Here is a 24,954-nt window from a genome sequence, read left to right as displayed (position 1 = left end):
CCGTGCCGACCGCGCCCGGACATGCCACCGCCCCCTTGTCTGGATCAACGCCTGCCCAGGGCAGGTGAAGGTCAAACAAGGGGGCGGCCAAGGGATGTGATGATCCGTCGGAAGGCCGGGGAGGGCCCCGGCGCGGGATCAGAGGTCGCGCAGCATGCAGGTCAGCCGGCAGCTGGTGACCCGCTTGCCGGTGTCGTCGGTGATCGCGATCTCGTACGTGGCGGCGGTGCGGCCCTTGAACACGGCCGTCGCCACCCCGGTGACCAGCCCGGAGGTGGCCGAGCGGTGGTGGGTGGCGTTGAGGTCCACTCCGACCGCGTACCGGCCGGGACCGGCGTGCAGCATCGCGCCGATCGAGCCCAGCGTCTCCGCCAGCGCGGCCGACGCCCCGCCGTGCAGCAGCCCGTACGGCTGCTGGTTGCCCTCCACCGGCATGGTGCCGACCACCCGGTCGCCGGAGGCCTCGACGATCCGGATGCCGAGCTTCTCGCCGAGGTGGCCGCCGGAGAAGGTCTCCGGGTTGACGCCGAGCTTGGCGAAGTGGTCCAGCACGTCCTGCGGGACGTTCAGGACGGGGGCCGCGTCGGGGGCCGCGTCGGTCATGGGGAACTCCTGCCGCTCGGGGGTCACGTCGTCGTGCTGCCTGTGATGGTACGACCGTCCTACTCGGCGGTAGCGGCCGCGCCCGGGGGTTGGCGTGGCGGTCCCCGGGCGAGCTCCCCGGCGCGGCGGCGCCGCCCGCGCCCCGCGCCCGACCGGCACGGCGCCCCTTTTGTCGGTGCCGGGCCATAGGATCGGTGGCCGGTAGTGGAATCGGCAGGAACGGACGTTGACGTGGCTACGCAGAGTACGGACAAGGGCGCGACGGGTGGCGGCGGGGCCGGCCCGCGGCCCCGGCTGATGCTGCTCGACGGGCACTCGATGGCCTACCGGGCCTTCTACGCCCTGCCCGTGGAGAACTTCAACACGGTCACCGGCCAGCCCACCAACGCGGTCTACGGCTTCGCCTCGATGCTCGCCAACACCGTCCGGGACGAGCAGCCCACCCACCTCGCCGTCGCCTTCGACCTCTCCCGGCAGACCTTCCGCTCCGTCGAGTTCCCCGACTACAAGGCCAACCGGGCCAAGACGCCGGACGAGTTCCGCAGCCAGGTCGGTCTGATCGGCGAACTGCTCGACGCCATGAGCATCCCCCGGATCACCGCCGAGGGCTTCGAGGCCGACGACATCATCGCCACCCTGGCCACCGCCGCCGAGGCGGCCGGCTACGACGTCGACATCGTCACCGGCGACCGCGACTCCCTCCAGCTGGTCACCGACCACGTCACCGTCCTCTACCCGACCAAGGGCGTCTCCGAACTCACCCGCTACACCCCGGAGAAGGTCGCCGAGAAGTACGGCGTCACCCCGCGCCAGTACCCGGACCTCGCGGCGCTGCGCGGAGACCCGTCCGACAACCTGCCCGGCATCCCCGGCGTCGGCGAGAAGACCGCCGCCAAGTGGGTCAACCAGTTCGGCTCCTTCGACGAACTCGTCTCCCGCGCCGACGAGGTGAAGGGCAAGATCGGCGAGAAGCTGCGCGACCACCTCGACTCGGTCAAGCGCAACCGCGTCCTCACCGAGCTCGTCCGCGACGTCGAACTCCCGCTCGGCGTCGGCGACCTGGCCCGCGCGCCGTTCGACCGGGACGCCGTCGGCACGCTCATGGAGTCGCTGGAGTTCCGCAACGCCAACTTCCGCGACCGCGTCTACGGCATCGACCCGGCCGCCGGCGGGGAGGAGGCCGCGGCCGAACTCGCCCCCGGCGTCGAGGTCGACGGCGAGCTGCTCACCGACCCGGGCACGCTGGTCGCCTGGCTCCGGGAGCACGCCGCCGACACCAAGGCCCCGGTCGCGCTGGCCGCCGTCTACCAGTGGGCGCTCGGCAGCGGCGAGGTCACCGAAGTCGCCCTCGCCACCGGAGAGTCCGCCGCCTGGTTCGACCCGGCGCAGCTCGCCGAGGAGGACGAGCGGGCCTTCGCCGCCTGGCTCGCCGACCCGGCCGCCCCCAAGGCCCTGCACATCGCCAAGCAGGTCATGCGGGCCTTCGCCGAGCGCGGCTGGACCATCGAGGGCGTCGTCGCCGACACCGCCCTCGCCGCCTACCTGGAGAAGCCCGGCCGCCGCACCTTCACCCTGGAGGTGCTCGCCGAGGAGTACCTGGCCCGCTCGCTCACCCCCGCCCCCGCCACCGAGGACGGCCAACTCGCCTTCGACGCCCCGGAGGAGGCCGGCGACGTCGACGCGGAGGCGGCCCGCGCCCAGGCGCTCATGCTCCAGGCCCGCGCCGTCCTCGACCTCGCCGAGCTCTTCGACACCCGCCTGGCCGAGGTCGGCGCCACCGGGCTGCTGCGCGACATGGAGTTGCCCATCGCCGCCCTGCTCGCCCGGATGGAGCGCTACGGCATCGCCGCCGACGGCCCCTGGCTCACCGGCCTGGAGGCGCAGTTCGCCGCCGAGATCCAGCGCGTGGTCGAGGAGGCGCACGCCGCCGCCGGGCGCGAGTTCAACCTCGGCTCGCCCAAGCAGCTGCAGGAGATCCTCTTCGGCGAGCTCGCCCTCCCCAAGACCAAGAAGATCAAGACCGGCTACACCACCGACGCCGACGCGCTCACCTGGCTCGCCACCCAGACCGACAACGAGCTGCCGGTCATCCTGCTGCGCCACCGCGACCAGGCCAAGCTGCGCACCACGGTCGAGGGCCTGCTCAAGACCGTCTCGCCCAAGGGCCGGATCCACACCACCTTCAACCAGATGGTCGCCGCCACCGGCCGGCTCTCCTCGCAGGACCCGAACCTGCAGAACATCCCGGTCCGCACCGAGGAGGGCCGCGCCATCCGCCGCGCCTTCATCGTCGGCGAGGGCTACGAGTCGCTGCTCACCGCCGACTACTCGCAGATCGAACTGCGCATCATGGCCCACCTGTCCGAGGACGAGGCCCTGATCGAGGCCTTCGCCACCGGGGAGGACCTGCACACCACCGTCGCCTCCCAGGTGTTCGAGGTCCCGGGTGCCGCGGTGGACGCCGAGATGCGCCGCAAGATCAAGGCGATGTCCTACGGCCTCGCCTACGGGCTGTCCGCGTACGGGCTCTCGCAGCAGCTCGGCATCAAACCCGCCGAGGCCCAGGGCCTGATGGACACCTACTTCGAGCGCTTCGGCGGCGTCCGCGACTACCTGCGCAGGGTCGTCGACGAGGCCCGCGCCACCGGCTACACCGAGACGCTGCTCGGCCGCCGCCGCTACCTGCCGGACCTCAACAGCGACAACCGCCAGCGCCGCGAGATGGCCGAGCGGATGGCCCTCAACGCCCCCATCCAGGGCTCGGCCGCCGACATCGTCAAGATCGCCATGCTGCGGGTGGACGAGGCGCTGCGCGCGGCCGGCCTCACCTCCCGGATGCTGCTCCAGGTGCACGACGAAATCGTGCTGGAGCTGGCCCCGGGCGAGCGCGAGCCGGTCGAGGCGATCGTCCGCGAGCAGATGGCCAGCGCCTACCCGCTGCGCGCCCCGCTGGACGTCTCGGTCGGCGTCGGCGCCAACTGGGAGGCCGCCGCGCACTGACGGATCGCCGTCGAACGGGCCCGGACGCGAGAGTGTCCGGGCCCCTTCAACGCGTGCGAGCCGCGCCGTGCATCTCCCCGGCTGCAGGCCCAACGCGCCGATCGGGCTCAAGGGCCGGGTATTCGGATAACCAACCCGGCATCGCGCATGGAAGTTCAGTACGCCGCAAGGCCGGATTCGCAGCCAGCTGCCAAGGCACCTGCCGTGCGATCACGGCAGGTGCCTTGGAATGGTCGAGTTGGGGACTTCCCCGCCTATCGAATGAGGTCGGAGAACTCCTCGAAGCTGATCCGACCGTCGCTGTTCTCGTCGGCGTACTGGATCGTCGCCTTCGCGTTGGCCTCGCTGACCTTGGGGTTCTGCATGAGGTACGTCTTCAGCTCATCGGGGCTGATGTAGCCGTTGTGGTCGGTGTCGATCTCGTCGAACTGCTCGCGGGCGCTGCGCATGCTACTCATCGTCATCCTCTGTTCGTTGGAACTGCCGACGTAAGGCCAGGAATATTCCTCGCCCGCTGAAGAATATGGCAGCCGACCCTGAATTTGCCGAGGACTCCCTCGGGGAAGAATAGGTGGGAAATTAGTTGCATGATTAGGCTCATATGAGAATGCAATCTATGGCTGGAGTCATAGGAAGGTCTCTCCTGCCATCAGGAACCGCGTTGGTTACTGACCCACACTCCTGACCGGCGGCGACAACCAGGAGACGCTCCTGGAAGTCCCGTACCGCCGGGCGACGGGCCCGCGAGCCCCGGCCGACCGGGCGCGTGGTGTCGGCGTTGCGGGGGTTGCGGCCGAACGAGGACCGGAAGGCGGCGAATCCAGCGGCGGCGTCCGCGAGGGCCCGGCGGCGCGCGAGGCTTCCTGGTGTTCTCCTCCCTGGTGATGGCCCGCAGCGTTTCCAGGACTGTGGCGTCCATGGCGAGGACGCGTCTGGGCCCGCCGCTACGATCTGGCCCGGTCCGTCGCGCAGCAGGCGCTCCGGACGGACGGGACTCCGTCGGGTCGGCCGGGGTCGAGGAACCGGCGGACGTCCGAGGCGAGACCGGCCGACTGTTCCCCCGGACGGTAGACGGCTTCGCGCCGGATGCCATCGCGATTCGGTGCGGCCGGCCCGGGCGGTGGGTGCTGCCGAGGGCATCGGCGCGCCGGTGGGGCGGCGCGCCGGGAACCCCGCTCCGGGTCAGCCCGCGAGGTGCTCCAGGAGCAGCGGCACGATCCGCTCGGCGTCGGCCTCCGGCAGCCAGTGGGTGGCGCCCTCCAGCGCAACGAACCGGTACGGGGCGCTGACGTGCTTGGCCGTCAGGTCGGCGGCGTCGCGGCCCAGGGCTCGGTCCTCGGTGCCCCAGACGAAGAGCGTGCGGACGGTGATCTCGCCGGCCGGCACCCGGAGTTCCTCGTTGATCGCCCGGTACCAGTTGAGCCCGGCCGTCAGCACACCCGGCTCGGTCAGCCGTCGGACGTTGGACTCGGCCAGGTCCGTCGGCAGCGCGCCCCGGTAGATCGCGCGCAGCCGGGCCGCGTCGTCGGCCAGCATGGCCTGCTCGGCCACGTGCTCCGGCAGGCGGAACTCCCTGATGTACCGGGAGCGTTCGCGCTGGTCGCTGTCGTTGTTCAGGGCCTCGTAGAGCGCCTCGGGATGCGGGGTGGAGAGCACGGTCAGGCTGCGCAGCCGCTTCGGGTGGGTGGAGGCCAGCGCCCAGGCGACGAGGCCGCCCCAGTCGTGGGCGACCAGGTGGAAGCGCGGCGCGTCCAGGGCGTCGGCGAAACCGAGGGCGTCCGCGACCAGCAGCTCGACGGAGTAGTCCGCGATGTCCGCGGGGCGGGCGTCGGGGGAGTAGCCGCGCTGGTCCACCGCCACGGCGCGGTAGCCGGCCGCGGCCAGCGCGGTCAGCTCGGCGCTCCAGCAGTCGGCGAACTCGGGGAACCCGTGCAGTAGCAGGACGAGTTCCCCGTCGGCGGGCCCGGCGGCCAGCCCGTCGAAGGTGTGCCCGCCGACGGTCAGGCGGACGGTGGTGGGCAGGGTTGAGGACATGGTCAGCTCCTGATTGGTGGCGCGTCAACAGGACGATCAGATCACAGGGTTGGTCGAGCGGACGCGGCGGGCGGTGCAGTGGTCGGTGGGCAACGTGCGTGATGAGCACGCGCTGGATCCTGCGGCAGGGGAAGCGGGGTGAGCGCAGGAAGTCGGCGGGGGTCGACTTCCGGTGCTCGGTGGTCGGCTCCGTACATCCTTCGGGGGTGCCGGCGAAGCCGCTGGTGGGCAGGATGGCGTCTTGAACCCAGTCGTTCAGGCTTCCTTGTCAGTGAACCTGGTCGCTCTTCGGTCCGATGCCTTTGATCCTGGTCGTAGTTCCGTCCGGGGCGAACGGGTGGTGGAAGGTGAAGGCGTGCGGCGCGGAGGCGTGGTCGTGGAGGTGTTCCAGCCTGGAAACCCCGTCCTGCCAGGTGGGTATCACGCCGTCGGAGACCCACCAGAAGACGTAAAGCGGGTGTCCCGTCCGCTCGAACCAGTCGTAACGCCTGTTCAGCGCCTCACGGTGCAGACCGGTGTAGATGGCGTCGAAGGCGGGGCGCAGGTCGGTCCAGAGTGAGAGGGTCGCGGCCAGGGCGGTGGTTTCCACCGTACGGCCCTTGCCGTACCAGGTCGGTACGGCGAACTCTCCCCATGCACCCCAGTCCAAGTCGAAGTGTGTGCCCCGGTCGCCGTCCGCCGCTTCGGCATGAGCGAGGTATCCGGGGTGCTGGCTGATCTTCCGGTAGATGGCCTCGCCGCTGTCGTGGAGTTCGCGCGTGAGAGGTGCGGGATCGGCGAGAGGTGACTTCAGGACGCCGAATGTGTACAGCGCAAGATGGGGCATGCGTCTCTCCCTGGTCGGGGGTGCCTGGTGTGGACCCGGTTCGGTGGCTTACGCATGGGGGCGAGGATTCGTGGGGCGTGACCGACTCGTCCCGTCGCGGGTGGCTCAGCCTGAAGGAACTCCGGTGCGACCGTGGGCGATCGCCGAAGACCAGGCGAAGGTAGCTGCCTCTGCGGCCCGTGTCGAAGTTGTGTTTTCCCTGTCCACGTGGCCTCTTGTGCCGGTCATTGCGGGGGCTGGGGCGGTGACGGGCGGGGCAGGCTGCGGGGTATCCCTCGGTGAGAGGAACCGTTGTCGACGATCCAGAAGACACGTCTGGCGCTCGCGTAAGGCTCCTGGGCCATGAGCTGCGTGACCAGGGCCATGAAGGGCACGACTCCGGTCTTCGGCTCGCAGCGGCCGAAGACCTCCGGGCCTGCGCCGATTTCCAACAGAACTCAGTCTTCCGCGACCGCCGACTCGATCAGGGACAGCGTCTGGTTGTCCGCGTCCACGTGTGCGCGGACGCCGATAGGCAGCGGCAGGTTCGGCGAGGTGTGACCGAAGTCGACCTGTGCGAGGACCGGGATGTCACGCTGCGCCAGGACATCGAGTACCACGTCGCGTAGACCTGCGCGCTCTCCGCCGCCATCGTGGGGCGTGACCTCGGTCGGGATGCCGACCACCATGCCCGCGATCCGGTCCAACACTCCGGACAGCCGCAAGGTGTGCAGGTCGTTCCAGATCCGCGAGACCGGCCGCTGCACCTCCTCCCAGAACAACACGGCGCCCTCGAACCGTTCGGCGGCCAGCGCGAACGGTGTCGCCTGCAGTAGGACCAGGCGGTTCAGCAAACCGCCGAACAGTGGCCCCTGCGTGCGGCCCGGCCGCCAGGTTTCCCAAGCCCCCATCGCCGGCAGCACGCCCGGCGCCTCGGCCTTGGTGAGCACACGGGTGTAGAGGTCGACGAGCTCGGAGCGACGGGCCTCGTCGCCCAGCGTGTACCAATCGCTGCCGAAACCGTGGGTGGCGATGTCGGCGTGGAAGCCGACGAGGCCGGTCTTGGCGTGCAACGCCATGTGCAGCAGCGAGATATCGCTGTAACCGAGGATCGGTTTCGGGTCGGCCCGGATCGCGTCCAGATCGATCAAATCGAGATAACCGATGGTTGCCTGTCCACCGGTATGCGCGACGATGGCCCGCACCTCCGGGTCCCGGAGCAAAACATTGAGTTCGTCGGCCTGCTCCGCCGGAGTGCCAGACGCCCACCAGCGATTCTGCGCCGGGTTGACCATAGGGCTGACTCGCACGCGGAAACCCATCCGCTCGAGTATCGCCACACCGCGGGCGAGCAGTGGTTCCTCACCCGGCTCAAGCTGGCCCGAGGGCGCGGTAACGACGACGAGGTCGCCGGAACGTAGCGCGCGGGGCCGAAGGATCGCAGGCATGGGGTCTCCTCCTTGTTGATCAATAGTGGCGAGCAACAAGGCCCGTGCCGCCGGTATTCCGCCTCCCCGACGTGTTCAAGCCAAGCCCCGAAACCCCGGCTGGGCCCACCGACCGCCTCCACGCGGACAACCCAGGAAGGGGGGGTGTCGATGACCGGTTCGTCGGCACCCCGAGAGCAATCCTCAGTACCTGTGGATCAGCCCCGGAGGGCACGCGGAGGGCGTACCTTCCCGATTGATCCTTTGAAGGTCACCGAGTAGGCCCGCGTTGCAGCGCGGGTTGGGAAGGCACGCCCCGTGCTCACCGTAGTGAATGACGACGCCTCCACGCGAGACGGATCCCTGATCGACGACATTGTCCGCGAGGGCGCCCGGTGCATGCTCGCCGCAGCCCTGGAGGCTGAAGTCGACACCTACATAGCCGAGTTGGCCGACGAACGCGATGCTCGCGGCCGCCGCCTGGTCGTGCGCAACGGTCACCACCAGCCCCGGAAGGTCACCACCTCGGCCGGATCCGTCGAGGTCCGGGCCCCGCGGGTGAACGACAAGCGGGTGGACGAGACGACCGGCGAGCGGCGGCGGTTCTCCTCGGCGATCCTGCCGCCGTGGTGCCGCAAGTCCCCGAAGGTCGCCGAAGTGCTGCCCCTGCTCTACCTGCACGGCCTCTCATCGGGGGACTTCGTGCCCGCGATGGAGCAGTTCCTCGGCTCCTCCGCAGGGCTGTCCCCGGCGACGGTCACCCGGCTGACGGCTCAGTGGCAGGACGACCATGAATCTGCACGATCCACGGGAATGACAATTACTCTCCGCATCCAGGTTCGGCCAGTAGTAGGGCGCAGGGTCAGGGAAGACGCCCGATGGCGCGCCGTCAACGCGCCCCGCCTGGTCGCCTCATCCGCGCCGGAGTGAAATTCGAGCGCGGCGTCCTGGTCAAACGTGACACCGTGGCCGCATGGGCATCAAAGACCGGATCATCGGGTGCGGCTATGGAGCCGCCTGGTCACTGATCAGGGCCATGCCGGAGGGAATGGCCTACCGCATGTTCGACCGCATCGCCGACCGTCTCTGGAAGCGGCGCGGCACGCAGGTCCTGCAGTTGGAGGCGAACCTCCTCAGGGTCCTGGGCAAGGACACGACGCCGGAGCTTCTCGCCGCGACGTCCCGCAAGGGTGTGCGATCGGCGCTGCGGTACTACAGCGAGGCGTTCCGGATGAACGGGTGGGACCGGAAGCGCATCCTGGACAGTGTCGACATCGCGGACGAAGATCGTGCACGCGTCGCCGAGGTGGTCCACTCAGACCGCGGCGCCGTGCTGGCGCTCGGCCACACCGGCAACTACGACCATGCCGGAGCATGGCTCATCGCGACGCACTCGATCGAGTTCACCACGGTCGCCGAGAACCTCAAGCCCGAGGCGGTCGCTGAACGATTCTGGGACTACCGCCGCAAGCTCGGGATGGAAGTGCTGCCGCACGACGGCGGACCATCGGTCGTCGGGACCCTGGCGCGGCGGCTTCGGAAGGGCCGCACCGTCTGCCTCGTCGCGGATCGCGACCTCGGCGCCTCCGGGATCCCAGTGGACTTCTTCGGCGAAACCACACGGATCGCCGCCGGACCGGCGGCGCTCGCAGTACAGACCAACTGCGGGCTGTATCCGGTGAACCTCTGGTACTCGGGTCCGGGCCGGATGGGTATCAGAGTCCATCCGGAGATCCCGGTGCCTCCCGAAGGCACTCGGCAGGAGAAAATCGCCCGGATGACTCAAGAGCTCGCAGACGCCTACGCGGAGGGGATCGCCGCCCATCCCGAGGACTGGCACATGTTGCAGAAGTACTTCCTGGCCGACCTGGATCCGGGCAAAACGCCGCCGTCGGCCCCGGCGACCCTCGCCGAGTAGGCCGGATCATAAAGATTGGCGCGGTCTGCCCTGCGCCTGGGACATTCCCGGCGGCATCCAGAACCACATCAGAGACCTGGCCGACCACTCCTGGCCTATACGTCGATCCACAGGTATTGACAATTACTCACCCCGAGGACTCCTTCGGTTGTGCCTGCCAGCCCCACTTCGCCACCCCAGACCACTAACGGACTGATGTGGAATCGGGCCCCGATGTCAACCCTCGAAGGATTTCCGAAGCCGACCACTCAGGGGTGGGGCGAGTGGGTGGCTGCTTGGGTGCGGCAGTGGGTGAGGGCGGACTTGATGCGGGGGTCGGGGGAGGGGGCGGTGGCGAGGAGTTCGCCGGCGGTGATGAGGGTGGTCCAGTAGTGGGTGGGGTTGCCGGTGGTGGGGTGGGGGTGGGTGGCGGCGAGGGAGAGGTAGGCGGCGGTGAGGTTGCCGGTGGTGAACCAGCGGGTGAGGCCGTGCTGGTGGCCGGCGCGGATGCCGCCGAGGGCGTCGATGGCGGTGAGGAAGAGGTCGACGATGGCGAGGTCGCGGTCGTCGGGGGTCTTGGGGATGTCGAAGACGCCGAGGGCTTCGAGGAGTTCGCCGGTGTCGGCCTCGGCGCCGGGGCGGGGGCGTCGGTGTGCTGGACGGCGTTGGCGAAGAGCTCGCCGAGGAGGAGTTCGGCGATGTCGGCGTAGCGGTCGCCGGCGGGGAGCGCGGCGAGGTACGCGCGGAGCAAGTGCCGCGCGAGGGGGGTGGATTCGGTCCGCGAGGTGAATCGCCTTGAACAAACGGGAACTTGACCCTCAGGCCTCCCCTGCGGCCGAGTTCGGGGCGTTTCTTCGCACGTCACGCGAGCAGCGGGGCTGGACGCAGGAGCACCTTGCGGGGCTGGTTGGGTGTACGTCGTCGCACGTCTCGGCCCTTGAAAATGGTCGAAGGAAGCCAACTCGACGGATTGCCGACGCACTTGACAGGGCGTTTGGTACATCGCAGGCAGGTACCTTCAAGCACAGGGCCAGCGACGTCAAGCACAGCGCACTGCTGGAAGGTTTCGCCGAGTTCGTCACCCAAGAACGCCGGGCCGCTGAACTGCGGCTCTTTGAACTCGGCATCGTGCCGGGCTTGCTGCAGACGACGGAGTACGCAACTGCCATTGCGACGGGCGCCGTGCGCCGGAGGAGCATCACGCAGGACCAGGCGGACGAACGGGTGCGCGTTCTCATAAGCCGTCAGGCTGGCATGCTCCGGGAACCGTCGCCCCTGGTCCACGTGGTCATGGACGAAAGCTGCATTCGTCGGCGCGTGGGTGGGGATGCTGTGATGGCGGCCCAGCTTGACCATCTCGTTGAGTTCGCCAGCGAGCCGACCGTAAGGCTCCAGCTCGCCCTGTACACGCTCGGCGAGGACAGGGCGTTTGATCTTCCGGTATCGATCCTGACGCTGCCGGACCGTTCGCTGATCTCCTATGCCGAGAGTGCACACCAAGGGCGTTTGGAGCGGGATACCAACGCGGTGACGGCCGAGTTGGCGGCCTACTATCAGCTACAAACTCATGCCCTTTCACAGGCGGACTCGGTGGCGATGATCCGCGAGCTACGGAGGCAACTATGACCCTCGACTGGTTCAAGTCCAGCTACAGCAGCAACGGCGGACAGTGCATCGAGGTATCCGACAGCATGCCCGGTGTCGTCCCCGTCCGCGATTCCAAGGACCCCGAGGGCCCTGTCCTGGCCTTCTCGGTCGATGTCTGGTCGAGCTTCATTGCCGCCGTCCGCTCCGGCGAGTTCGGCGACGTCTGACGCGTCCTGCTGAACTGCCCGAGACCCCACTGCTCGCGGATGAGTAGTGGGGTCTTCTGCTGCTACTTCCGGGTGTTGGTGCGGCGGGTGGGCTCGGCCGTGGTCGGGTCTTCGGGCCAGGGGTGGCGGGGGTAGCGGCCCCTGAGATCGGCGCGGACGGCGCGGTAGCCGTCGCGCCGGAAGGATGCCAGGTCGCCGGTGGTGGCGGCGGGGCGGCCTGCGGGGGAGAGCAGGTGGACGGTCAGGGGGACGCGGCCGCCGGCCTCACCTCCCGGATGCTGCTCCAGGTGCACGACGAAATCGTGCTGGAGCTGGCCCCGGGCGAGCGCGAGCGGGTCGAGGTGATCGTCCGCGAGCAGATGGCCGGCACCTACCCGCTGGACGTCTCGGTCGGCGTCGGCGCCAACTGGGAGGCCGCCGCGCCCTGACCCGGTGAAGTTCTCGGCGGGCCCGGACTCGTGGAGTGTCCGGGCCCTTCAACGGTTGCGAGCCGAGCCGTACGTCTCCCCGACTGCCCGGCCGATGGCTACCGTGATCGTCATCGCTCCGGGTGGTGACGACCGGGCAGTCCGTGGAAGCCGGATCGGTCGACTGGGATCGGTGCCGCCGACAGGGAGGCCCGAGACGGCTGGCGCGCTCGCGGCAGCTGGTGAGTGATCGCTTTCCGCCATGGGTAACTGTCGGCCGCAGTAAGGTGCCTGAGAGTGCTCATCGGCGACCATTCGCATAGTCATATTCCTGACGGAATACGGACTCTGGCGATCGTCGGTGTCCGGCCCGGTGGGCGCGTCCGGAGGGGAAGACGAGATGAGTAACCGACGCTGTGAGCGGTGCGGATGCGTGCTCAGCCGGTACAACTCGGACGACACCGTCTGCAGCCCCTGCGGCAGGGCGGCCCCCGAGATCGGGCCGACCGCGGTGCCCAGCAGGGTATGGGGGGACGCCCAGGTGCGCTCCGCGCTCGCTGACCTGGACTTCGGCGAGTTGAGCAAGCGCCTGCGTGGGATCGTCCCCCTGCGTCAAGAGGACATGGCCGAACTCACGGGCCTGAGCCAGGGATACCTGTCCAGGCTTGAGGCCGGGCGGACCAAGCTCACCCATGTCGACCGGATCGTCGAGTTCCTCGACGCCATCGGTGCTCCCGCCGAACTGGTCAGCCTTCCTTTGCGTAGTGCCGCAACGAACAATCCGCAACAGGAGCCTTTGCGTTCACTCCAGCCTTATGGCGACGTCGACCAGCCGTGGACGGCGGGCCGTATGGTGGCGGCATTGAAAGACGCGATGCGAGGGGAGCCCGCCGTGTGTCTTGGCCGCCGCCGTTTCCTCGTGCTCTCCGGAACAGCGCTCTCAGCCTTCATCCACCAGTGGGGCATCGCTGATGCAGAGCCCCTCGAACGGGCGTTGAACGGTGCGAAGGTGCCGCCTGTCCTGGTGAAACACCTGCACGGAACGACCAACACTCTTCGAACGATGGATGCCAGTGCTGGAAGTGGCCCACTCGCGGATATGGCCCGTGGTCATCTTCGAGTGGTCGTCTCCGCCCTCGAAAACGCCAAGTACGACGAGGCCACAGGGCGTCAGCTTGCCGGTATCGCTGCCGACACCGCCACCCAGCTTGGCTGGTTCCACTTCGACGCCGGCCACCACGACGCGGCCCAACGAACCCTGCTGGCCGCCCTACGGGCGGCGCACGCTTCGGGAGATCCGCGGTACGGCGCCGGCGCCTTGTCATACCTGGCGATCCAGAGCTACTCGGTTGGCAACCCACGCGACGCCGTCGCGGTTATGCAGGCCGCCCGCGACAAGGTGCGCGGGGTCCGGTCGCCAGCGCTGGAGGCGATGCTGCTGACCCGCCAGGCCAGGGGTCACGCCAAACTCGGCGAGTCCCAACCTTGTCTTCGAGCCCTGGGCAGGGCAACCGAGTTGGCCGAGCAAGGATCGGCCGAACAGGATCCGGGCTGGCTCTACTGGATGAACACCGGAGAGGTGCTCGGGCAGACGGCCAGCTGCCACCTCGAACTCGGCGAGTACCGCCGAGCGGCCGACTACTTCCAGCAGGCCAACGACTCCCTGAACCCGGCCGACGTCCGCACCAGAGCCCTCTTCGCCTCACGCGCGGCATCTGCCCACCTCCTGAGCGGCGACCGGGACGGAGGATTCGCCGCCGCCGATTCTGCACTGACCCTGGCAGCCGGGGTCCAGTCCGCCCGGTTGACCGAGCACCTCGAAAAGGTGGTGAGCGAGGTGAAGACCCTCTCGGACCCACGCGCCGCTGAGCTGGTAGAACGATCGAAGTACGTCATGACGGCCAAGGAGTCCTGATCGTGAGCCCCCAGACCCTGATCCTCTGGGACGTGGACCGCACGCTGCTGTATGTCGGCGAGATGGATCGGGCGGTGTACCGGGCCGCGTTCCTGGATGTCGTCGGCCGACTGCCGACCAGGCTGCCGGAACGAGGGACGGGCCGTACCATGCCGCTCGCCGTTCGCGAGCTGCTGGCCGCCAACGATGTTCCCGCGCAGGATGTCGACGAGGCCGCAGAGAGCATCGTTCGGCTGCTGCCTCCTCTTCTGCTGGCGCAGAAACCAGCGCTGCGGAGCGACGGCCAACTCATGCCGGGGGCACAGGACGCGCTGGAGGCCGTCCAGGCTCATCCGGAGCTCGTCCCGACGGTGGTGACCGGGAACCTACAGGAGAGCGCCGCCATCAAGCTCGCCGCGTTCGATCTCGACGGCCTGGTCGACCTGAGCGTGGGCGGATACGCATCCGATGACCCGCACAGGCCGGCTCTTGTCGCGGTCGCTCAGCGACGGGCCGGCACCAAGCACAACGCCCGTTTCAGCCGGGCCAACACAGTGATCATCGGAGACTCGCTGGAAGACGTGCGGACCGGAGCCGAGGGCGGTGCCAAGGTGATCGCCGTGGCCTCCGGCACAACCTCCGCCGAGCAGCTCGCCGCAGCCGGCGCGGACCGGGTACTCGACAACCTGCAAGACCAAAGTGCTCTCCTTGCGGCCATCGAGGCGCTGACCGGCCGCGACCGCTGAAGCGACGCCGCGCTTCCTGCCTGAGCCCACCCGTTGCCCCCGCAGCGCTGCTACGGTCACCGACATGATGCTCTCAGTAGCCAGCGGACGGAGTGTGGACCTTCGCGTCGAGCCGGTCGAGGAGGTCCTCGGCCGTGTCGAGCAGAGGCTCCTGGTCGACCTCGACAGGGCGACGGTCGTGCGCAAGCGCCGTTCGGTCGGGGCGCGGACCAACCGAGGCACTTGGGTGCGCGTCGAACGGCGGGAGCCGGCCAGGGTGCGTGACCACGGATGGAACGGCACGGAGTGCGCGGAAGCCCTGACCGGCATCGCGAAGCCTGATTGGCTGGAGTCGGCGGCCTGGCATGATTCCAGCGACGGGGCGATGTGGCGGGCCGACGAGACCACCCTGCTCCCGGGACAGCCGGTCGGGAACAGCGTCCTCGCCACCGACCCCCAGCTTCCGGACGAGTGGTGGAGTGAACTCGGCGCCTCGCTGGACGCGCTCGCCGGGCAGCGGACGGCACGGATCGCGACACCGGACACGGAGCTGATCACGCAGGCCCTGGTGGACCAGACGATCCAGACGGCGTTCTCTTCCCAGGCCGACACCGCGATCCGGCAGTGGGTACCCGCGCACGCCGACCTGAACTGGGCGAACACCACAGGCCCGCAGTTCTGCCTGTTCGACTGGGAGGACTGGGGGAACGCGCCGCAAGGCCTGGACTCCGCTTCGCTCCTGGGAGCCTCCCTCGCCGTCCCGGCTCTCGCCGAACGAGTGAGGCGGGAGCGAAGCCACGACCTGGAGAGCCGGGACGGAAAGGTGATGACGCTGTTCGTCTTCGCGAAGTTCGCCGGGCCCGACGCCCACCCGGACGACCCCAGGGTCGAAGCTGCACGGCACGAGGCCGTGCAGCTCCTCAAGGCGCTTCAGACGACATGAGGCCCGCTGCGCGTCCGCAGGAGTTGCCGATACTGCTCCAGCAACTCTTCGTCGACCGCGTGGTCAAGGCAGTTGACCAGCTGCCGTAGATGCTCGGGATCGTCCGCACCGACCGCCACCGAGGCCACCTGTGGCAGGAGGAAGGAGGCTCGGAACGCGGCCTGGGCCCGGGATAGGTCGGCGTCGCCCTTGAGGAAGAGCCGTGGGTCGAACGCCGACCAGACCGGGTCGGTGGTATTGCCGCCGAAGGGGCTCATCCCCCACCGCGCTTGCGGTGGCAGACCCCACTGCGAGGCAACTGTCTCCGCCGCATCCAGGACGTCCGAGCCGACGAGAAGTCCAGCCCGCACCATGAGGACGGCCGGTGCCGGATCGGTGCTGCCAGTAAGGCCCACCAGGGCGCGCGGGTTCCACGAGGAGATTCCCCATGCTTCGCAGAGGCCAGCCGCCGTCGCTTCGGCGAGGGCCGCGCAGGCGCCCGCGAGGAGCTGCGTCGGCCGGTCGGACGGCTCCTGAAGAGAGGCTTCCGGGTTATGCAGGAAGGCGACGTCGGGTGGACGCCCCAGGTCCCGGTTGGTCTGCTCCAAGGCCGCCCGTAGGCGGGCGGGGGCGAGAGAATGCTCGGCCGCGCCCGGCATGGGGAAGTATCCGACCTTGGTGGACACCGTGAAGCGCGGCAACAGGTCGCCGACGACAGCGGCGAGCATGGCGTGAGAGGTGAAGCCCCGATAGTTGAAGCTCGTGTCCAGGGCAGTGATACCCAGGTCCAAGGCTGCGGTCAGGGTGCGGCGTTGGTGACGAGACCGGTGTAGCCCGAGGACAATTCGGCGGTCAGCGGGGCGCACAGGCCCTCCTCCACGAGGATCTTGGCGAGTTCGGGCACCTCGGCGCCCACCACGGTTGCCGCCGCAGGCAGCTCGACCGGCTGGCCGCTCAGCAGCAGCTCCAGGGCGGGAAGTGCTTTGCGCGCGAAGGTCAGCTTCTTGCCCGATGCGAGCACCTGGACCGCCTCCCCGCCTTCACGAACCATGGGAGGGAAGTGCGTTGTGCACACGACGGCATCGAGCGGGCCGAAGATCTCCAGGAACGGGACCTGCCGTGCCGGGGCGACCGCCTGCTCGTAGGAGGCCAGGAAGTCAGCCGGCGACCTCTCACTGATCAGCCGCTGGGCCGTCGCGACGAGCTGCTCGGTGCCCACACCGCTGGCACGGTCCAGGCCGTGGCGGAAGATCTCCTCGGTGCGGCACCAGTCGCCCAGCCATGCGAGCCAGCTCGCCCCGGTGCGCTTGGTGATGCCGAACGTCACGTGCAGGCTGCTGCCGGTACCACTGCCGTTCCGGGTCGCCTGGTGCCAGTGGCCGCGGGGGATGTGCATGACGTCACCGGGCCGCATGACCCCCGACCAGATCACTTCGTCGCTCGGGGTGGCGTTGGGGTCCGCGTCCCGGTACATCGGTGCCGTTCGGGACGTGCCACGCACTTCCCATTCCTTCTCGCCCGCGAGCTGGACGATCACCACCTCGTGATCGTCCCAGTGCAGGGGGAAGCCGGATGCCTCGTTCGTCGTGAGGTAGACGTTGACCTGGACTCGCTCCTGCGACCACCACTGAAGGGCCCGGCAGGCCACCTCCATCGTCGGGTCGAAGACGTTCGCCTGATCGAGAATGACCGTGGCACCCTCGTTCAGCAGCCGTCCGAGGCTGTCCATGTTGACCATCGAGATGCTCTGGCCCCGAGGGCTGACGCTGTCGGTGAAGTAGACCGCGGGGTGCGTCTCCACGCCCTTCTGGAACACCCGGAACTGCGGGCGGTTCAGGCTTCTCCGCATCACGATGTCGAGCAGGCGATTCGGGGTCAGCAGCCGGGAGAGGACCTCGATGTCCTTCGCGCTTCCCCGCGCGAAGGATCCGCCGAGGTGTCCTACACCGTCCCACTCGAGGGCCGTCTCGATGGTGCTGATCAATCGATGTTGCAACGCATCCTCCTGAGCGGGATGGACTGGGATGTACAGAGCCGGTGGGGGCCCGACGATCTCGGCGGGCCCCCGCCAGACGGGTGCTACTCCGTGTCGTGCAGGTTGCCGTCGCCTCCCGGCCACGGCGCGTCGCCGGAACTGCCCGCGTTGTCGGACCGAAGGCTGTCGTACCGGTCCTGAACGGCAACCAGCTCCTCGACAGCGATCAACAGATCGCCTCGGGTCGCGGGCTTCGTCGGTTCAACCACCCTGTGCTCCTTCCATCTCACGTCCCCCACCGGGATGTCGGCGGGAAGCTTGTGTATGCGGTGGGCGTGCTGACATCGCATACACACCGCACGGACCGGATGGCCATGTTGAGGCCATGACATGTAGCGGAAGATGAATGGCTGGTGGTGCCTCAACCCGCTTGGTGACCCATCATCACGGCAGGGTGGCTGAACGTTATATTTCTCTACTAATACGACCGCAGGGCTCCGGCGCCGTCGTTTTCAACACCGGACGGTCTTGCCGAGGGTGTCCCGGGAGCGCTCCACGCCCCAGGCCGCCGACAGCACGCGCACGATCATCAGCCCACGTCCGTGCTCGCGCGCCGGGCGTCAGCATTGCGTCGCGGCTTTCGCGCGGGTGCGGCAGTGGGTGAGGGCGGGTTTGATGCGGGGGTCGGGGGTGGGGGTGGTGGTGAGGAGTTCGCCGGCGGTGATGAGGGTGGTCCAGTAGTGGGTGGGGTTGCCGGTGGTGGGGCGGGGGTGGGTGGCGGCGAGGGAGAGGTAGGCGGCGGTGAGGTTGCCGGTGGTGAACCAGCGGGTGAGGCCGTGCTGGTGGCCGGCGCGGATGCCGCCGAGGGCGTCGATGGCGGTGAGGAAGAGGTCGACGATGGCGAGGACGCGGTCGTCGGGGGTCTTGGGGATGTCGAAGACGCCGAGGGCTTCGAGGAGTTCGCCGGTGTCGGCTTCGGAGCCGGGGCGGGGGTCGGCGAGCAGGGCAGCGTGGCAGTCGTCGAGGCGGCGGTTCACCTCGGCGGCCGGGATCGCGAGGGCCGCGCAGACGGCGCGGGCCGAGCGCAGGGGTTCGCGGGTGCGGCGGGCGAGGTTGGCGTAGGCCTCGGCGGGGGTGGTGCCGGTGTCGAACAGGTGGCGGGCGGTGAGGGCGAGTCGCATGGGGTTCCTGTTCAGGCGGCGGCGAGGACGGTGACGGGGGCGGGGGCGATGAGGGCCCAGACGAACTTGCCGATGCCGCCGGCGCGGGGGCAGCAACCCCACTTCTCGGCCAGTTCGTTGATGAGGAGGACGCCGCGTCCGTGCTCGTCGTCGGGCGCGGGGGAGCGGAGGGAGGGGCGGCCGCTGCCCGCGTCGTGGACTTCGAGGCGCAGCCGGTCGTGGACGAGGGCGAAGCGGACCTCGATGAGGCGGTCGGCGGGGGCGTCGGTGTGCTGGACGGCGTTGGCGAAGAGTTCGCCGAGGAGGAGTTCGGCGATGTCGGAGTAGCGGTCGCCGGTGGGGAGGGCGGCGAGGTACGCGCGGAGCAAGTGCCGCGCGAGGGGGGTGGATTCGGTCCGCGAGTCGAGGCGCGCGGCGAACGTGCGGGGGCGGTGGGTTTTGAGCATGGCGTAGCACCTCAGGGGGCGGATGGGGGAGCGCGAGAGTAGTGCGCAATCACGCTGTGCGTACAGATGATTGCGTTCCGGTCTCAATGGTCCGGGATGCGGAGGTACGGTGATGGCCGAAATCGGGTACCAGGGGCACGTGGTGTGTGAGGGGGCCAGCTGTGGCACATCGGCGGTTCAAGCGGGAGTTGACGGCTAGTTCGGCGGAGTTGTTCGGCGAGGAGCTGCGGTTCTACCGGGAGCTGGCCAGCTACACCCAGGAGGAGCTGGGCAAGCTTCTGCACTGCAGCCGGACGAACGTCACCCGGTACGAGACCGGTCAGCGTCGCATGCCGCCGGAACTGGTGGAGAAGGCCGATGAACTGCTCAACACGGGCGGTGCGCTGAAGCGACTCTGGGGGAGGGTGGACTGGAACGCCGGGATTGAACACCCGGACTGGTTTCAGACCCATGCGGACACGGAGGCCGAGGCAGTTGGGCTTCAGGTGTTCCAGGCCAACTACATGCATGGGCTATTGCAATGCAGGGACTACGCAAGAGCGATGTTCGAGGCGGGCGGGACTGATGAACGCCCTGAAGTGACCGAGGAGCGGGTCGCGGCGAGGCTTGCGAGGCAGAGGCGGTTCCTTGCTGAGGGTGGGCCGCAGTTGGTTGTTCTCCTGGATGAAAGCGCCATCCGATCGGTGGTTGGCGGGCCGAAAGTGATGGTGCGGCAGATGCAGCACCTGCTGCGCGTTGCTCAGCGCGGGAACATCGTCATTCAGGTGGTGCCATTCACGGCTCGGGCGACGATCGTCAAGACCTCAATGGTCCTTCTGGAGATGCCGGATGGGCAGCACTTGGTGTACTCGGAGAGTCTTGACCGGGGTAGTCCGAGCGACGATCCAGCCATCGTTTCAGGGCACCGGCGGCGCTATGATCGGCTGCGTGGCGATGCGCTCACGGCGGCCGAATCGCTCGCGCTGATCGCCGAGGCGCTGGAAGGGTTCAGAGATGATGAGGAACGAGCTCGACGCGGCCAGCTGGCGCAAGAGCAGCCACAGTGGCCCGGACGGCGGCGACTGCATCGAGGTGGCCCCCGGATTCCCCGGCCTCGTCCCCGTGCGTGACTCCAAGGACCCGCACGGACCGGTGCTCGTCTTCCCGGCCTCTGCCTGGGTGTCCTTCCTCTCCGGCATCCAGGTTGGTGACTTCCCGGAGCGGTAGCAGTTAGACCGGCGCCAGAGACTCTGTCACTTCCGTGGGTGGAGATCGCCCGCTACCTCACCGGCCAGCTGGCTCAGGTCCCCGGCCTGGAGGTCATCACCATGCCCGACGGGATGATCCCGTCCTGGTACGGGTTGACGGCCACCTACAGGCCCGGCGAGCTGGGCGGACTGCCGATCGAGCGGTTCCACCAGGCCCTGATCGCCGAGGGCGCCACCGAGTTCGACCGGCCCGGCTCCACCTGCCCCATGAACCAGCTCCCGCTGTACCAGCACCCAGCCTCGCTCTTCCCGGGCCACCCGCACTCCCACCGCCGGTACCAGGCTGGGGACTTCCCCGTCGCCGAGCACGTCCACGCCCACACGATCAGGCTCCCGGTCTGGCATCGTGAGCAGGATCTCGAACTGGCCGAGCAGTACGTCCGCGCGGCCATCAAGATCAGCGACCACCACAAGGAGCTGCAGTGACTGTCACTTCCCCCGAGTTCGTGGCCGGCCTGGCGGCCGACGCCCAAGCCGCTGGCATCACCGGCTTGGTCGCCGCCGCCGTGATCAACCACGACGGCCGCGTCCTGCTCGTCCGGCGGAATCCCGACGACTACATGGGCGGCCTGTGGGAGATCCCCTCCGGCACCGTGGAGAACGGCGAGACCATCCTGGACGCCCTGTACCGCGAGACGACCGAGGAGACCGGCCTCATCATCGGCCAGGTCACCGGATTCGTCGGGCACTTCGACTATCAGAACAGTCGCGGCGGCACCACCAGGCAGTTCAACTTCTCCGTCACGGTGGAGAAGACCGAGCCGGTCGTCCTGACCGAGCACGACGCACACCAGTGGGCCCTCCCCAGTGCGCTGCCCGATGTGAGCAACGCGGTGCGGGAACTCATCGCCCGGTGAAGGCGAGCCGCTCAAGCATGCTGCGGCAGGTCTGCCAGTGGCTCCTCGGCCAGGAGGTCACCGGTTGGTGACCGGGCCACGTCTGGCGGTCTGGGAGGAGGGCCGGGTGAGCCGGCCCTCCTCCCGGGTTCACTTCCGGGTGTTGGTGCGGCGGGTGGGCTCTGCCGTGGTCGGGTCCTCGGGCCAGGGGTGGCGGGGGTAGCGGCCCCTGAGATCGGCGCGGACGGCGCGGTAGCCGTCGCGCCAGAAGGATGCCAGGTCGCCGGTGACGGCGGCGGGGCGGCCGGCGGGGGAAAGCAGGTGGACGGTCAGCGGGACGCGGCCGGCGGCCAGCGCCGGAGCCGCCGTCCAGCCGAAGAGCTCCTGCAACTTGACGGCCAGGAACGGGCGTTCGGTGCTGTAGTCGACTCGTATCTTCGAGCCGCTGGGGACGGTGATGCGCTCGGGGGCGAGTTCGTCCAGCCGCCCGGCCTCGCCGCCCGCCCAGGGGAGGAGGCGTTGGAGGGCGGCGGTGGTGTCGATCCGGGCGAGGTCGGTGCGGCGGCGGGCGCGGGAGAGCTCGGGCTCCAGCCACTCCTCGGCGCGGTCCAGCAGGGCGGCGTCGGAGACGTCCGGCCAGGGGGCGCCGATGGCGGTGTGGAGGAAGGCGAGGCGTTCGCGCAGGCCAGGGGCGGGCCAGGTGAGCAGGGTGCTCACGCCTTCGCGGGCGAGGCCTTCGAGGAGGGCGGTGCGGACCAGGGCCCGGTCGGGGCGGCTGAGTGGCTTCTCGGCGAGTTCGATGGCGCCGAGGGATTCGACCCGGCGGGAGACGACTTCACCTCGCCGGGTGTCCCAGTGGACTTCGGCGCGGTTGGTGAGCAGCGGCGATCCGGCGAGCCGGGCGGTGTCCTCGTCCAGCGCGGCGGCGTGCAGGATGCGGGCGGAGTGCGAGCCGGCCGGGCGGTCGGCGACCGCGACGGCGAGCCAGGGCAGGGCGCCCAGGGCGGTGCCGGGGGCGAGTTCGGCGGCCGTCCCGGAGGCCATCAGGTAGGGGCTGCGCTCGCCGGGGGCGGGCCGCTCGACCCGGGCGCGGGCGATCCGCTCGGGAAACGCGAGGGCGACGACGAGTCCGACAGCGGTGGTGTCGGGCAGGGCGGTGGCGGGTTCGTCGGAGGTGGCGCGTAGGAGGCGGCGGACCTCTTCGCGCCAGCGTCCGGCGTACGGGTCCCGGGAGTTCTTCACCGTGCGCCAGACCGCGCCGAGGTCGTCGCCCAGGGCGCGCGGCGGTTCCTCGGAGAGCAGCGCGACCACCTCGGCGGCCCGCCGCGCGCCGACCGCCGCCGCGCCGTCGACGAGGGCGCGACCCAGCCGGGGATGCAGCCCGGTGCGGGCGAGGCGCACCCCGCGCGGAGTCGCCCGGCCGGCCGCGTCCACCGCGCCGAGGGCCTGGAGGGTCTGCCGGGCGGCGGCCATCGCCCCCGAAGGCGGAGCGTCGGGCAGGGCGAGGCCGGTGGCGTCCGGGTCGCCCCAGCAGGCGGCCTGGAGCGCAAACGTGGTGAGGTCGGCGAGGGCGATCTCGGGGGTGGGGAAGCGGGCGGCGAGGGCGTCCTCGGCCTCGTGCCAGCAGCGGTAGACGGTGCCGGGGGCTTCGCGCCCCGCCCGGCCGGCGCGCTGGCGGGCGGCGGCGAGCGAGGCGCGGACGGTGACCAGGCCGGCCAGGCCGCGGGCGTGGTCGGTGCGCGGTTCGCGGGCGAGCCCGGCGTCGACGACGATCCGCACGCCGGGCACGGTGAGCGAGGACTCGGCGACGGCGGTGGCGAGGACGACCCGGCGCTGCGCGGCGGGAGTGAGGGCGGCGTCCTGGACGGCCTGCGGGGCGCGGCCGTGCAGTTGCAGCACGTCGGCGGGCACACCCTGGAGCTGCCCGGCGACGCGGGCGATCTCGCCGACGCCGGGCAGGAAGCAGAGCACGTCCCCGGCCTGCTCGGTGAGCGCCCGCCGGACGGTGGCGGCGACGTGGTCGAGCAGCGCCGGGTCGACCCGCGTCCCGTGGGCGGGCCGGACGGCGCGCGGCGGCGGAGCCCACACCGTCCGGACCGGGTGGGACACCCCGTGCGCCTCCACCACCGGGGCGCCGCCGAGGAGTTCGGCCCAGGCCTCGGTGTCGGAGGTGGCGGAGGCGCAGACCAGCCGCAGTTCGGGCCGCAGGGCGGCACGGACGTCGAGCAGGAAGGCGAGCGCGGTGTCGGCGTCCAGGTGCCGTTCGTGGCACTCGTCCAGGACGACGACGTCCACGCCGGGCAGCTCCTGGTCCCGCTGCAGCCGTTGCAGCAGCACCCCGGTGGTGACCACCTCGACCACCGTGTCCGGCCCGACGCGACGCTCGCCGCGCACGGTGTAGCCGACCCGGCCGCCGACGGCCTCGCCGAGCAGCCAGGCCATCCGCCGGGCGGCGGCCCGTACGGCGAGCCGGCGGGGTTCGGCGACCAGCACCCGCCGCACGGGTCGGCCGTCGGAGAGCAGCCCGGCGAGGGCGAGCGGCACCAGGGTCGTCTTGCCGGTGCCGGGCGGGGCGGCGAGGACGGCGGTGCCGGGCCCGTCCAGCGCGTCGTGCAGGGCGGGCAGGGCGGTGCGGACGGGCAGTTCGCGCCACGCGGGGTTCAAGCGGCTCAGCCCCGCTCGGCGACGAAGATCGCGGTGCCGGGGATCAGCCGCCCGCGCAGCGGGGACCAGCCGCCCCACTCCTGATCCAGCCCGGCCGGCCACTCGGGTTCGACCAGGTCGATCAAGCGGAAGCCGGCGCCGACGAGTTCGCGGACCCGGTCGCCGAGGGTGCGGTGGTGTTCGACGTAGGTGGCGTGGCCCTGCTCGTCCTGTTCGACGTAGGGGGTGCGATCGAAGTAGGAGGAGGCGGCGGTGAGGCCCTCGACGCCCGGCTCGTCGGGGAAGGCCCAGCGGATCGGGTGGGTCACCGAGAACACCCAGCGGCCGCCGGGGCGCAGCACGCGGTGGACCTCGCGCATCAGGGCGGCGGTGTCGGCGCTGAACGGGACGGCGCCGTAGGCGGAGCAGGCGAGGTCGAAGGAGGCGTCGGCGAAGGGCAGGACGGCGGCGTCGGCCTGGACGACGGCGACGGGGGCGGTGCCGCGGCCGAGGTCGATCCGGCGGGAGTGCTGGAGCTGGCGGTGGGAGATGTCCAGGGCGACCGGGCGGGCGCCGCGGGCGGCCAGCCACCGCGAGCACTGGGCGGCGCCGGCGCCGATCTCCAGCACGTCCCGGCCGGCCACGTCGCCGAGCAGGTGGGCGTCGGCCTCGTCGAGGCCTTCGGGGCACCAGGTGAAGCGGTCGTCGCCGAGGAACTCCCCGTGCTCGTCCTGGTACTCGTCGGCGTTGCGGTCCCACCAGTGCCGGCTGGCCTGGCTGCTCTCCCCGGTGCCGGCCTCGCGCCGTACCGCGTCGTCGCCGTCGCCGTCAAGATCATGCAGGTCGGACTGGGGGGTGGTGGCCACGGTGATAATGCCCATCGCGTAGGGTGTGGACTGCGGAAGCGCCGCTGCCGCGACCGGGCCCGAAAGGATCCGGATCCTGGCGGTGGCATCCGGGGAAGGGTCCCTTCGGGCGCCACCGTGAGGTGCGCAATCGGAGGATATGGCCTGATCCGTACCGGGCTCCACCGTCTTGCCGCTCTTGGCGTTGACCGTGCCTGGCCGTCCCCGTATGCTACAAGTTGCGCTGCGGGCC

General features: G+C 69.9%; 24 protein-coding genes and 3 pseudogenes. 13 read left to right on the top strand and 14 right to left on the bottom strand.

Annotated features, from left to right (window positions below; translation table 11 throughout):
• Window positions 1–138: 138 nt before the first annotated feature.
• Window positions 139–603: a hotdog fold thioesterase gene (locus P3T27_RS04255; RefSeq protein ID WP_280674354.1), complete on the bottom strand. Its 465-nt coding sequence runs from the start codon at window positions 601–603 to the stop codon at window positions 139–141.
• 297 nt (window positions 604–900) lie between these two features.
• Here P3T27_RS04255 and polA point away from each other — a divergent pair, with 297 nt between their 5' ends.
• Window positions 901–3,603, top strand: a complete 2,703-nt coding sequence (gene polA / locus P3T27_RS04250) for a DNA polymerase I (RefSeq protein WP_280674802.1) — start codon at window positions 901–903, stop codon at window positions 3,601–3,603.
• A gap of 254 nt (window positions 3,604–3,857) precedes the next feature.
• Here polA and P3T27_RS04245 read toward each other — a convergent pair whose 3' ends face one another.
• The 4 genes from P3T27_RS04245 to P3T27_RS04230 form a co-directional block, all read right to left on the bottom strand.
• Window positions 3,858–4,061: an EF-hand domain-containing protein gene (locus P3T27_RS04245; RefSeq protein ID WP_348534055.1), complete on the bottom strand. Its 204-nt coding sequence runs from the start codon at window positions 4,059–4,061 to the stop codon at window positions 3,858–3,860.
• A 724-nt stretch (window positions 4,062–4,785) separates the two neighbouring features.
• On the bottom strand, window positions 4,786–5,637 hold the full coding sequence (locus P3T27_RS04240) for an alpha/beta hydrolase (protein WP_280674352.1): 852 nt from the start codon (window positions 5,635–5,637) through the stop codon (window positions 4,786–4,788).
• Between the two features lie 268 nt (window positions 5,638–5,905).
• Entirely contained in the window at window positions 5,906–6,463 is a 558-nt protein-coding gene (locus P3T27_RS04235) for a DUF3291 domain-containing protein (RefSeq protein WP_280674351.1), read from the bottom strand.
• A gap of 437 nt (window positions 6,464–6,900) precedes the next feature.
• Window positions 6,901–7,890 (bottom strand): LD-carboxypeptidase, encoded by a 990-nt coding sequence (locus P3T27_RS04230; protein WP_280674350.1) that lies wholly within the window; start codon window positions 7,888–7,890, stop codon window positions 6,901–6,903.
• A gap of 297 nt (window positions 7,891–8,187) precedes the next feature.
• Here P3T27_RS04230 and P3T27_RS04225 point away from each other — a divergent pair.
• Window positions 8,188–8,667, top strand: a pseudogene (locus P3T27_RS04225) (transposase); the annotation flags it as partial.
• A 175-nt stretch (window positions 8,668–8,842) separates the two neighbouring features.
• On the top strand, window positions 8,843–9,787 hold the full coding sequence (locus P3T27_RS04220) for a phosphatidylinositol mannoside acyltransferase (RefSeq protein ID WP_280674349.1): 945 nt from the start codon (window positions 8,843–8,845) through the stop codon (window positions 9,785–9,787).
• Window positions 9,788–10,035: 248 nt separating this feature from the next.
• Here the strand turns inward: P3T27_RS04220 and P3T27_RS04215 are convergent, their stop codons facing one another.
• Complete coding sequence (locus tag P3T27_RS04215) at window positions 10,036–10,569, bottom strand: hypothetical protein (protein WP_280674348.1); 534 nt, start codon at window positions 10,567–10,569, stop codon at window positions 10,036–10,038.
• Here P3T27_RS04215 and P3T27_RS04210 point away from each other — a divergent pair.
• Together P3T27_RS04210 and P3T27_RS04205 are read left to right on the top strand one after the other, a co-directional pair.
• A complete protein-coding gene (locus tag P3T27_RS04210; protein ID WP_280674347.1) occupies window positions 10,562–11,392 on the top strand; it encodes a helix-turn-helix transcriptional regulator in 831 nt (276 codons plus the stop codon). The genes P3T27_RS04215 and P3T27_RS04210 overlap by 8 nt on opposite strands.
• Entirely contained in the window at window positions 11,389–11,580 is a 192-nt protein-coding gene (locus tag P3T27_RS04205; RefSeq protein ID WP_280674346.1) for a DUF397 domain-containing protein, read from the top strand. Before P3T27_RS04210 ends, P3T27_RS04205 begins: the two co-directional genes overlap by 4 nt.
• 62 nt (window positions 11,581–11,642) lie before the next feature.
• Here P3T27_RS04205 and P3T27_RS04200 read toward each other — a convergent pair.
• Window positions 11,643–11,837: pseudogene (locus P3T27_RS04200) on the bottom strand (ATP-dependent helicase C-terminal domain-containing protein); the annotation flags it as partial.
• Here P3T27_RS04200 and P3T27_RS04195 point away from each other — a divergent pair.
• The 4 genes and pseudogenes from P3T27_RS04195 to P3T27_RS04180 form a co-directional block, all read left to right on the top strand.
• Window positions 11,838–12,008 (top strand): annotated as a pseudogene (locus P3T27_RS04195) (DNA polymerase); the annotation flags it as partial.
• A gap of 520 nt (window positions 12,009–12,528) precedes the next feature.
• Window positions 12,529–13,902, top strand: a complete 1,374-nt coding sequence (locus P3T27_RS04190) for a helix-turn-helix transcriptional regulator (protein WP_280674344.1) — start codon at window positions 12,529–12,531, stop codon at window positions 13,900–13,902.
• A gap of 2 nt (window positions 13,903–13,904) precedes the next feature.
• Window positions 13,905–14,627 carry an HAD hydrolase-like protein gene (locus P3T27_RS04185; protein ID WP_348534054.1) on the top strand — a complete coding sequence of 241 codons (723 nt, stop codon included), beginning with the start codon at window positions 13,905–13,907 and terminating at the stop codon, window positions 14,625–14,627.
• A gap of 64 nt (window positions 14,628–14,691) precedes the next feature.
• Window positions 14,692–15,549, top strand: a complete 858-nt coding sequence (locus P3T27_RS04180) for a hypothetical protein (protein WP_280674343.1) — start codon at window positions 14,692–14,694, stop codon at window positions 15,547–15,549.
• On the opposite strand, the gene P3T27_RS04175 is transcribed toward P3T27_RS04180, so the two are convergent.
• The 5 genes from P3T27_RS04175 to P3T27_RS04155 form a co-directional block, all read right to left on the bottom strand.
• Complete coding sequence (locus P3T27_RS04175; RefSeq protein ID WP_280674342.1) at window positions 15,537–16,319, bottom strand: aldo/keto reductase; 783 nt, start codon at window positions 16,317–16,319, stop codon at window positions 15,537–15,539. The two genes, P3T27_RS04180 and P3T27_RS04175, sit on opposite strands and share 13 nt — an antisense overlap.
• 8 nt (window positions 16,320–16,327) lie before the next feature.
• Complete coding sequence (locus P3T27_RS04170) at window positions 16,328–17,524, bottom strand: cupin domain-containing protein (protein WP_280674798.1); 1,197 nt, start codon at window positions 17,522–17,524, stop codon at window positions 16,328–16,330.
• Between the two features lie 83 nt (window positions 17,525–17,607).
• Window positions 17,608–17,772 (bottom strand): hypothetical protein, encoded by a 165-nt coding sequence (locus tag P3T27_RS04165; RefSeq protein ID WP_280674341.1) that lies wholly within the window; start codon window positions 17,770–17,772, stop codon window positions 17,608–17,610.
• A 351-nt stretch (window positions 17,773–18,123) separates the two neighbouring features.
• Complete coding sequence (locus tag P3T27_RS04160; protein WP_280674340.1) at window positions 18,124–18,684, bottom strand: hypothetical protein; 561 nt, start codon at window positions 18,682–18,684, stop codon at window positions 18,124–18,126.
• Between the two features lie 11 nt (window positions 18,685–18,695).
• Window positions 18,696–19,130 (bottom strand): ATP-binding protein, encoded by a 435-nt coding sequence (locus tag P3T27_RS04155; RefSeq protein ID WP_280674339.1) that lies wholly within the window; start codon window positions 19,128–19,130, stop codon window positions 18,696–18,698.
• Window positions 19,131–19,339: 209 nt separating this feature from the next.
• Here P3T27_RS04155 and P3T27_RS04150 point away from each other — a divergent pair, with 209 nt between their 5' ends.
• Genes P3T27_RS04150 through P3T27_RS04135 form a run of 4 tightly spaced genes read left to right on the top strand, consistent with a single transcriptional unit; the run spans window position 19,340 to window position 21,234 of the window.
• Window positions 19,340–20,239 (top strand): helix-turn-helix transcriptional regulator, encoded by a 900-nt coding sequence (locus P3T27_RS04150; RefSeq protein WP_348534053.1) that lies wholly within the window; start codon window positions 19,340–19,342, stop codon window positions 20,237–20,239.
• Complete coding sequence (locus P3T27_RS40975; RefSeq protein ID WP_348534052.1) at window positions 20,202–20,336, top strand: DUF397 domain-containing protein; 135 nt, start codon at window positions 20,202–20,204, stop codon at window positions 20,334–20,336. The genes P3T27_RS04150 and P3T27_RS40975 overlap by 38 nt, the downstream gene beginning before the upstream one ends.
• 38 nt (window positions 20,337–20,374) lie before the next feature.
• Entirely contained in the window at window positions 20,375–20,803 is a 429-nt protein-coding gene (locus P3T27_RS04140) for a hypothetical protein (RefSeq protein ID WP_280674337.1), read from the top strand.
• The gene (locus P3T27_RS04135; RefSeq protein WP_280674336.1) at window positions 20,800–21,234 is read left to right on the top strand and encodes an NUDIX domain-containing protein; all 435 of its coding nucleotides are present in this window, start codon (window positions 20,800–20,802) and stop codon (window positions 21,232–21,234) included. The genes P3T27_RS04140 and P3T27_RS04135 overlap by 4 nt, the downstream gene beginning before the upstream one ends.
• Window positions 21,235–21,363: 129 nt before the next feature.
• Here P3T27_RS04135 and hrpB read toward each other — a convergent pair whose 3' ends face one another.
• Window positions 21,364–23,877: an ATP-dependent helicase HrpB gene (gene hrpB / locus P3T27_RS04130; protein WP_280674335.1), complete on the bottom strand. Its 2,514-nt coding sequence runs from the start codon at window positions 23,875–23,877 to the stop codon at window positions 21,364–21,366.
• 5 nt (window positions 23,878–23,882) lie between these two features.
• Entirely contained in the window at window positions 23,883–24,737 is an 855-nt protein-coding gene (locus tag P3T27_RS04125) for a class I SAM-dependent methyltransferase (protein ID WP_280674334.1), read from the bottom strand.
• Window positions 24,738–24,954 lie beyond the last annotated feature (217 nt).

Origin of the sequence: Kitasatospora sp. MAA19, assembly GCF_029894125.1 — a bacterium.
Taxonomy (GTDB): Bacteria; Actinomycetota; Actinomycetes; order Streptomycetales; family Streptomycetaceae; genus Kitasatospora.
Note: the sequence above shows the minus strand (reverse complement) of the source record. Positions and strands in the feature narration are given on the sequence as shown.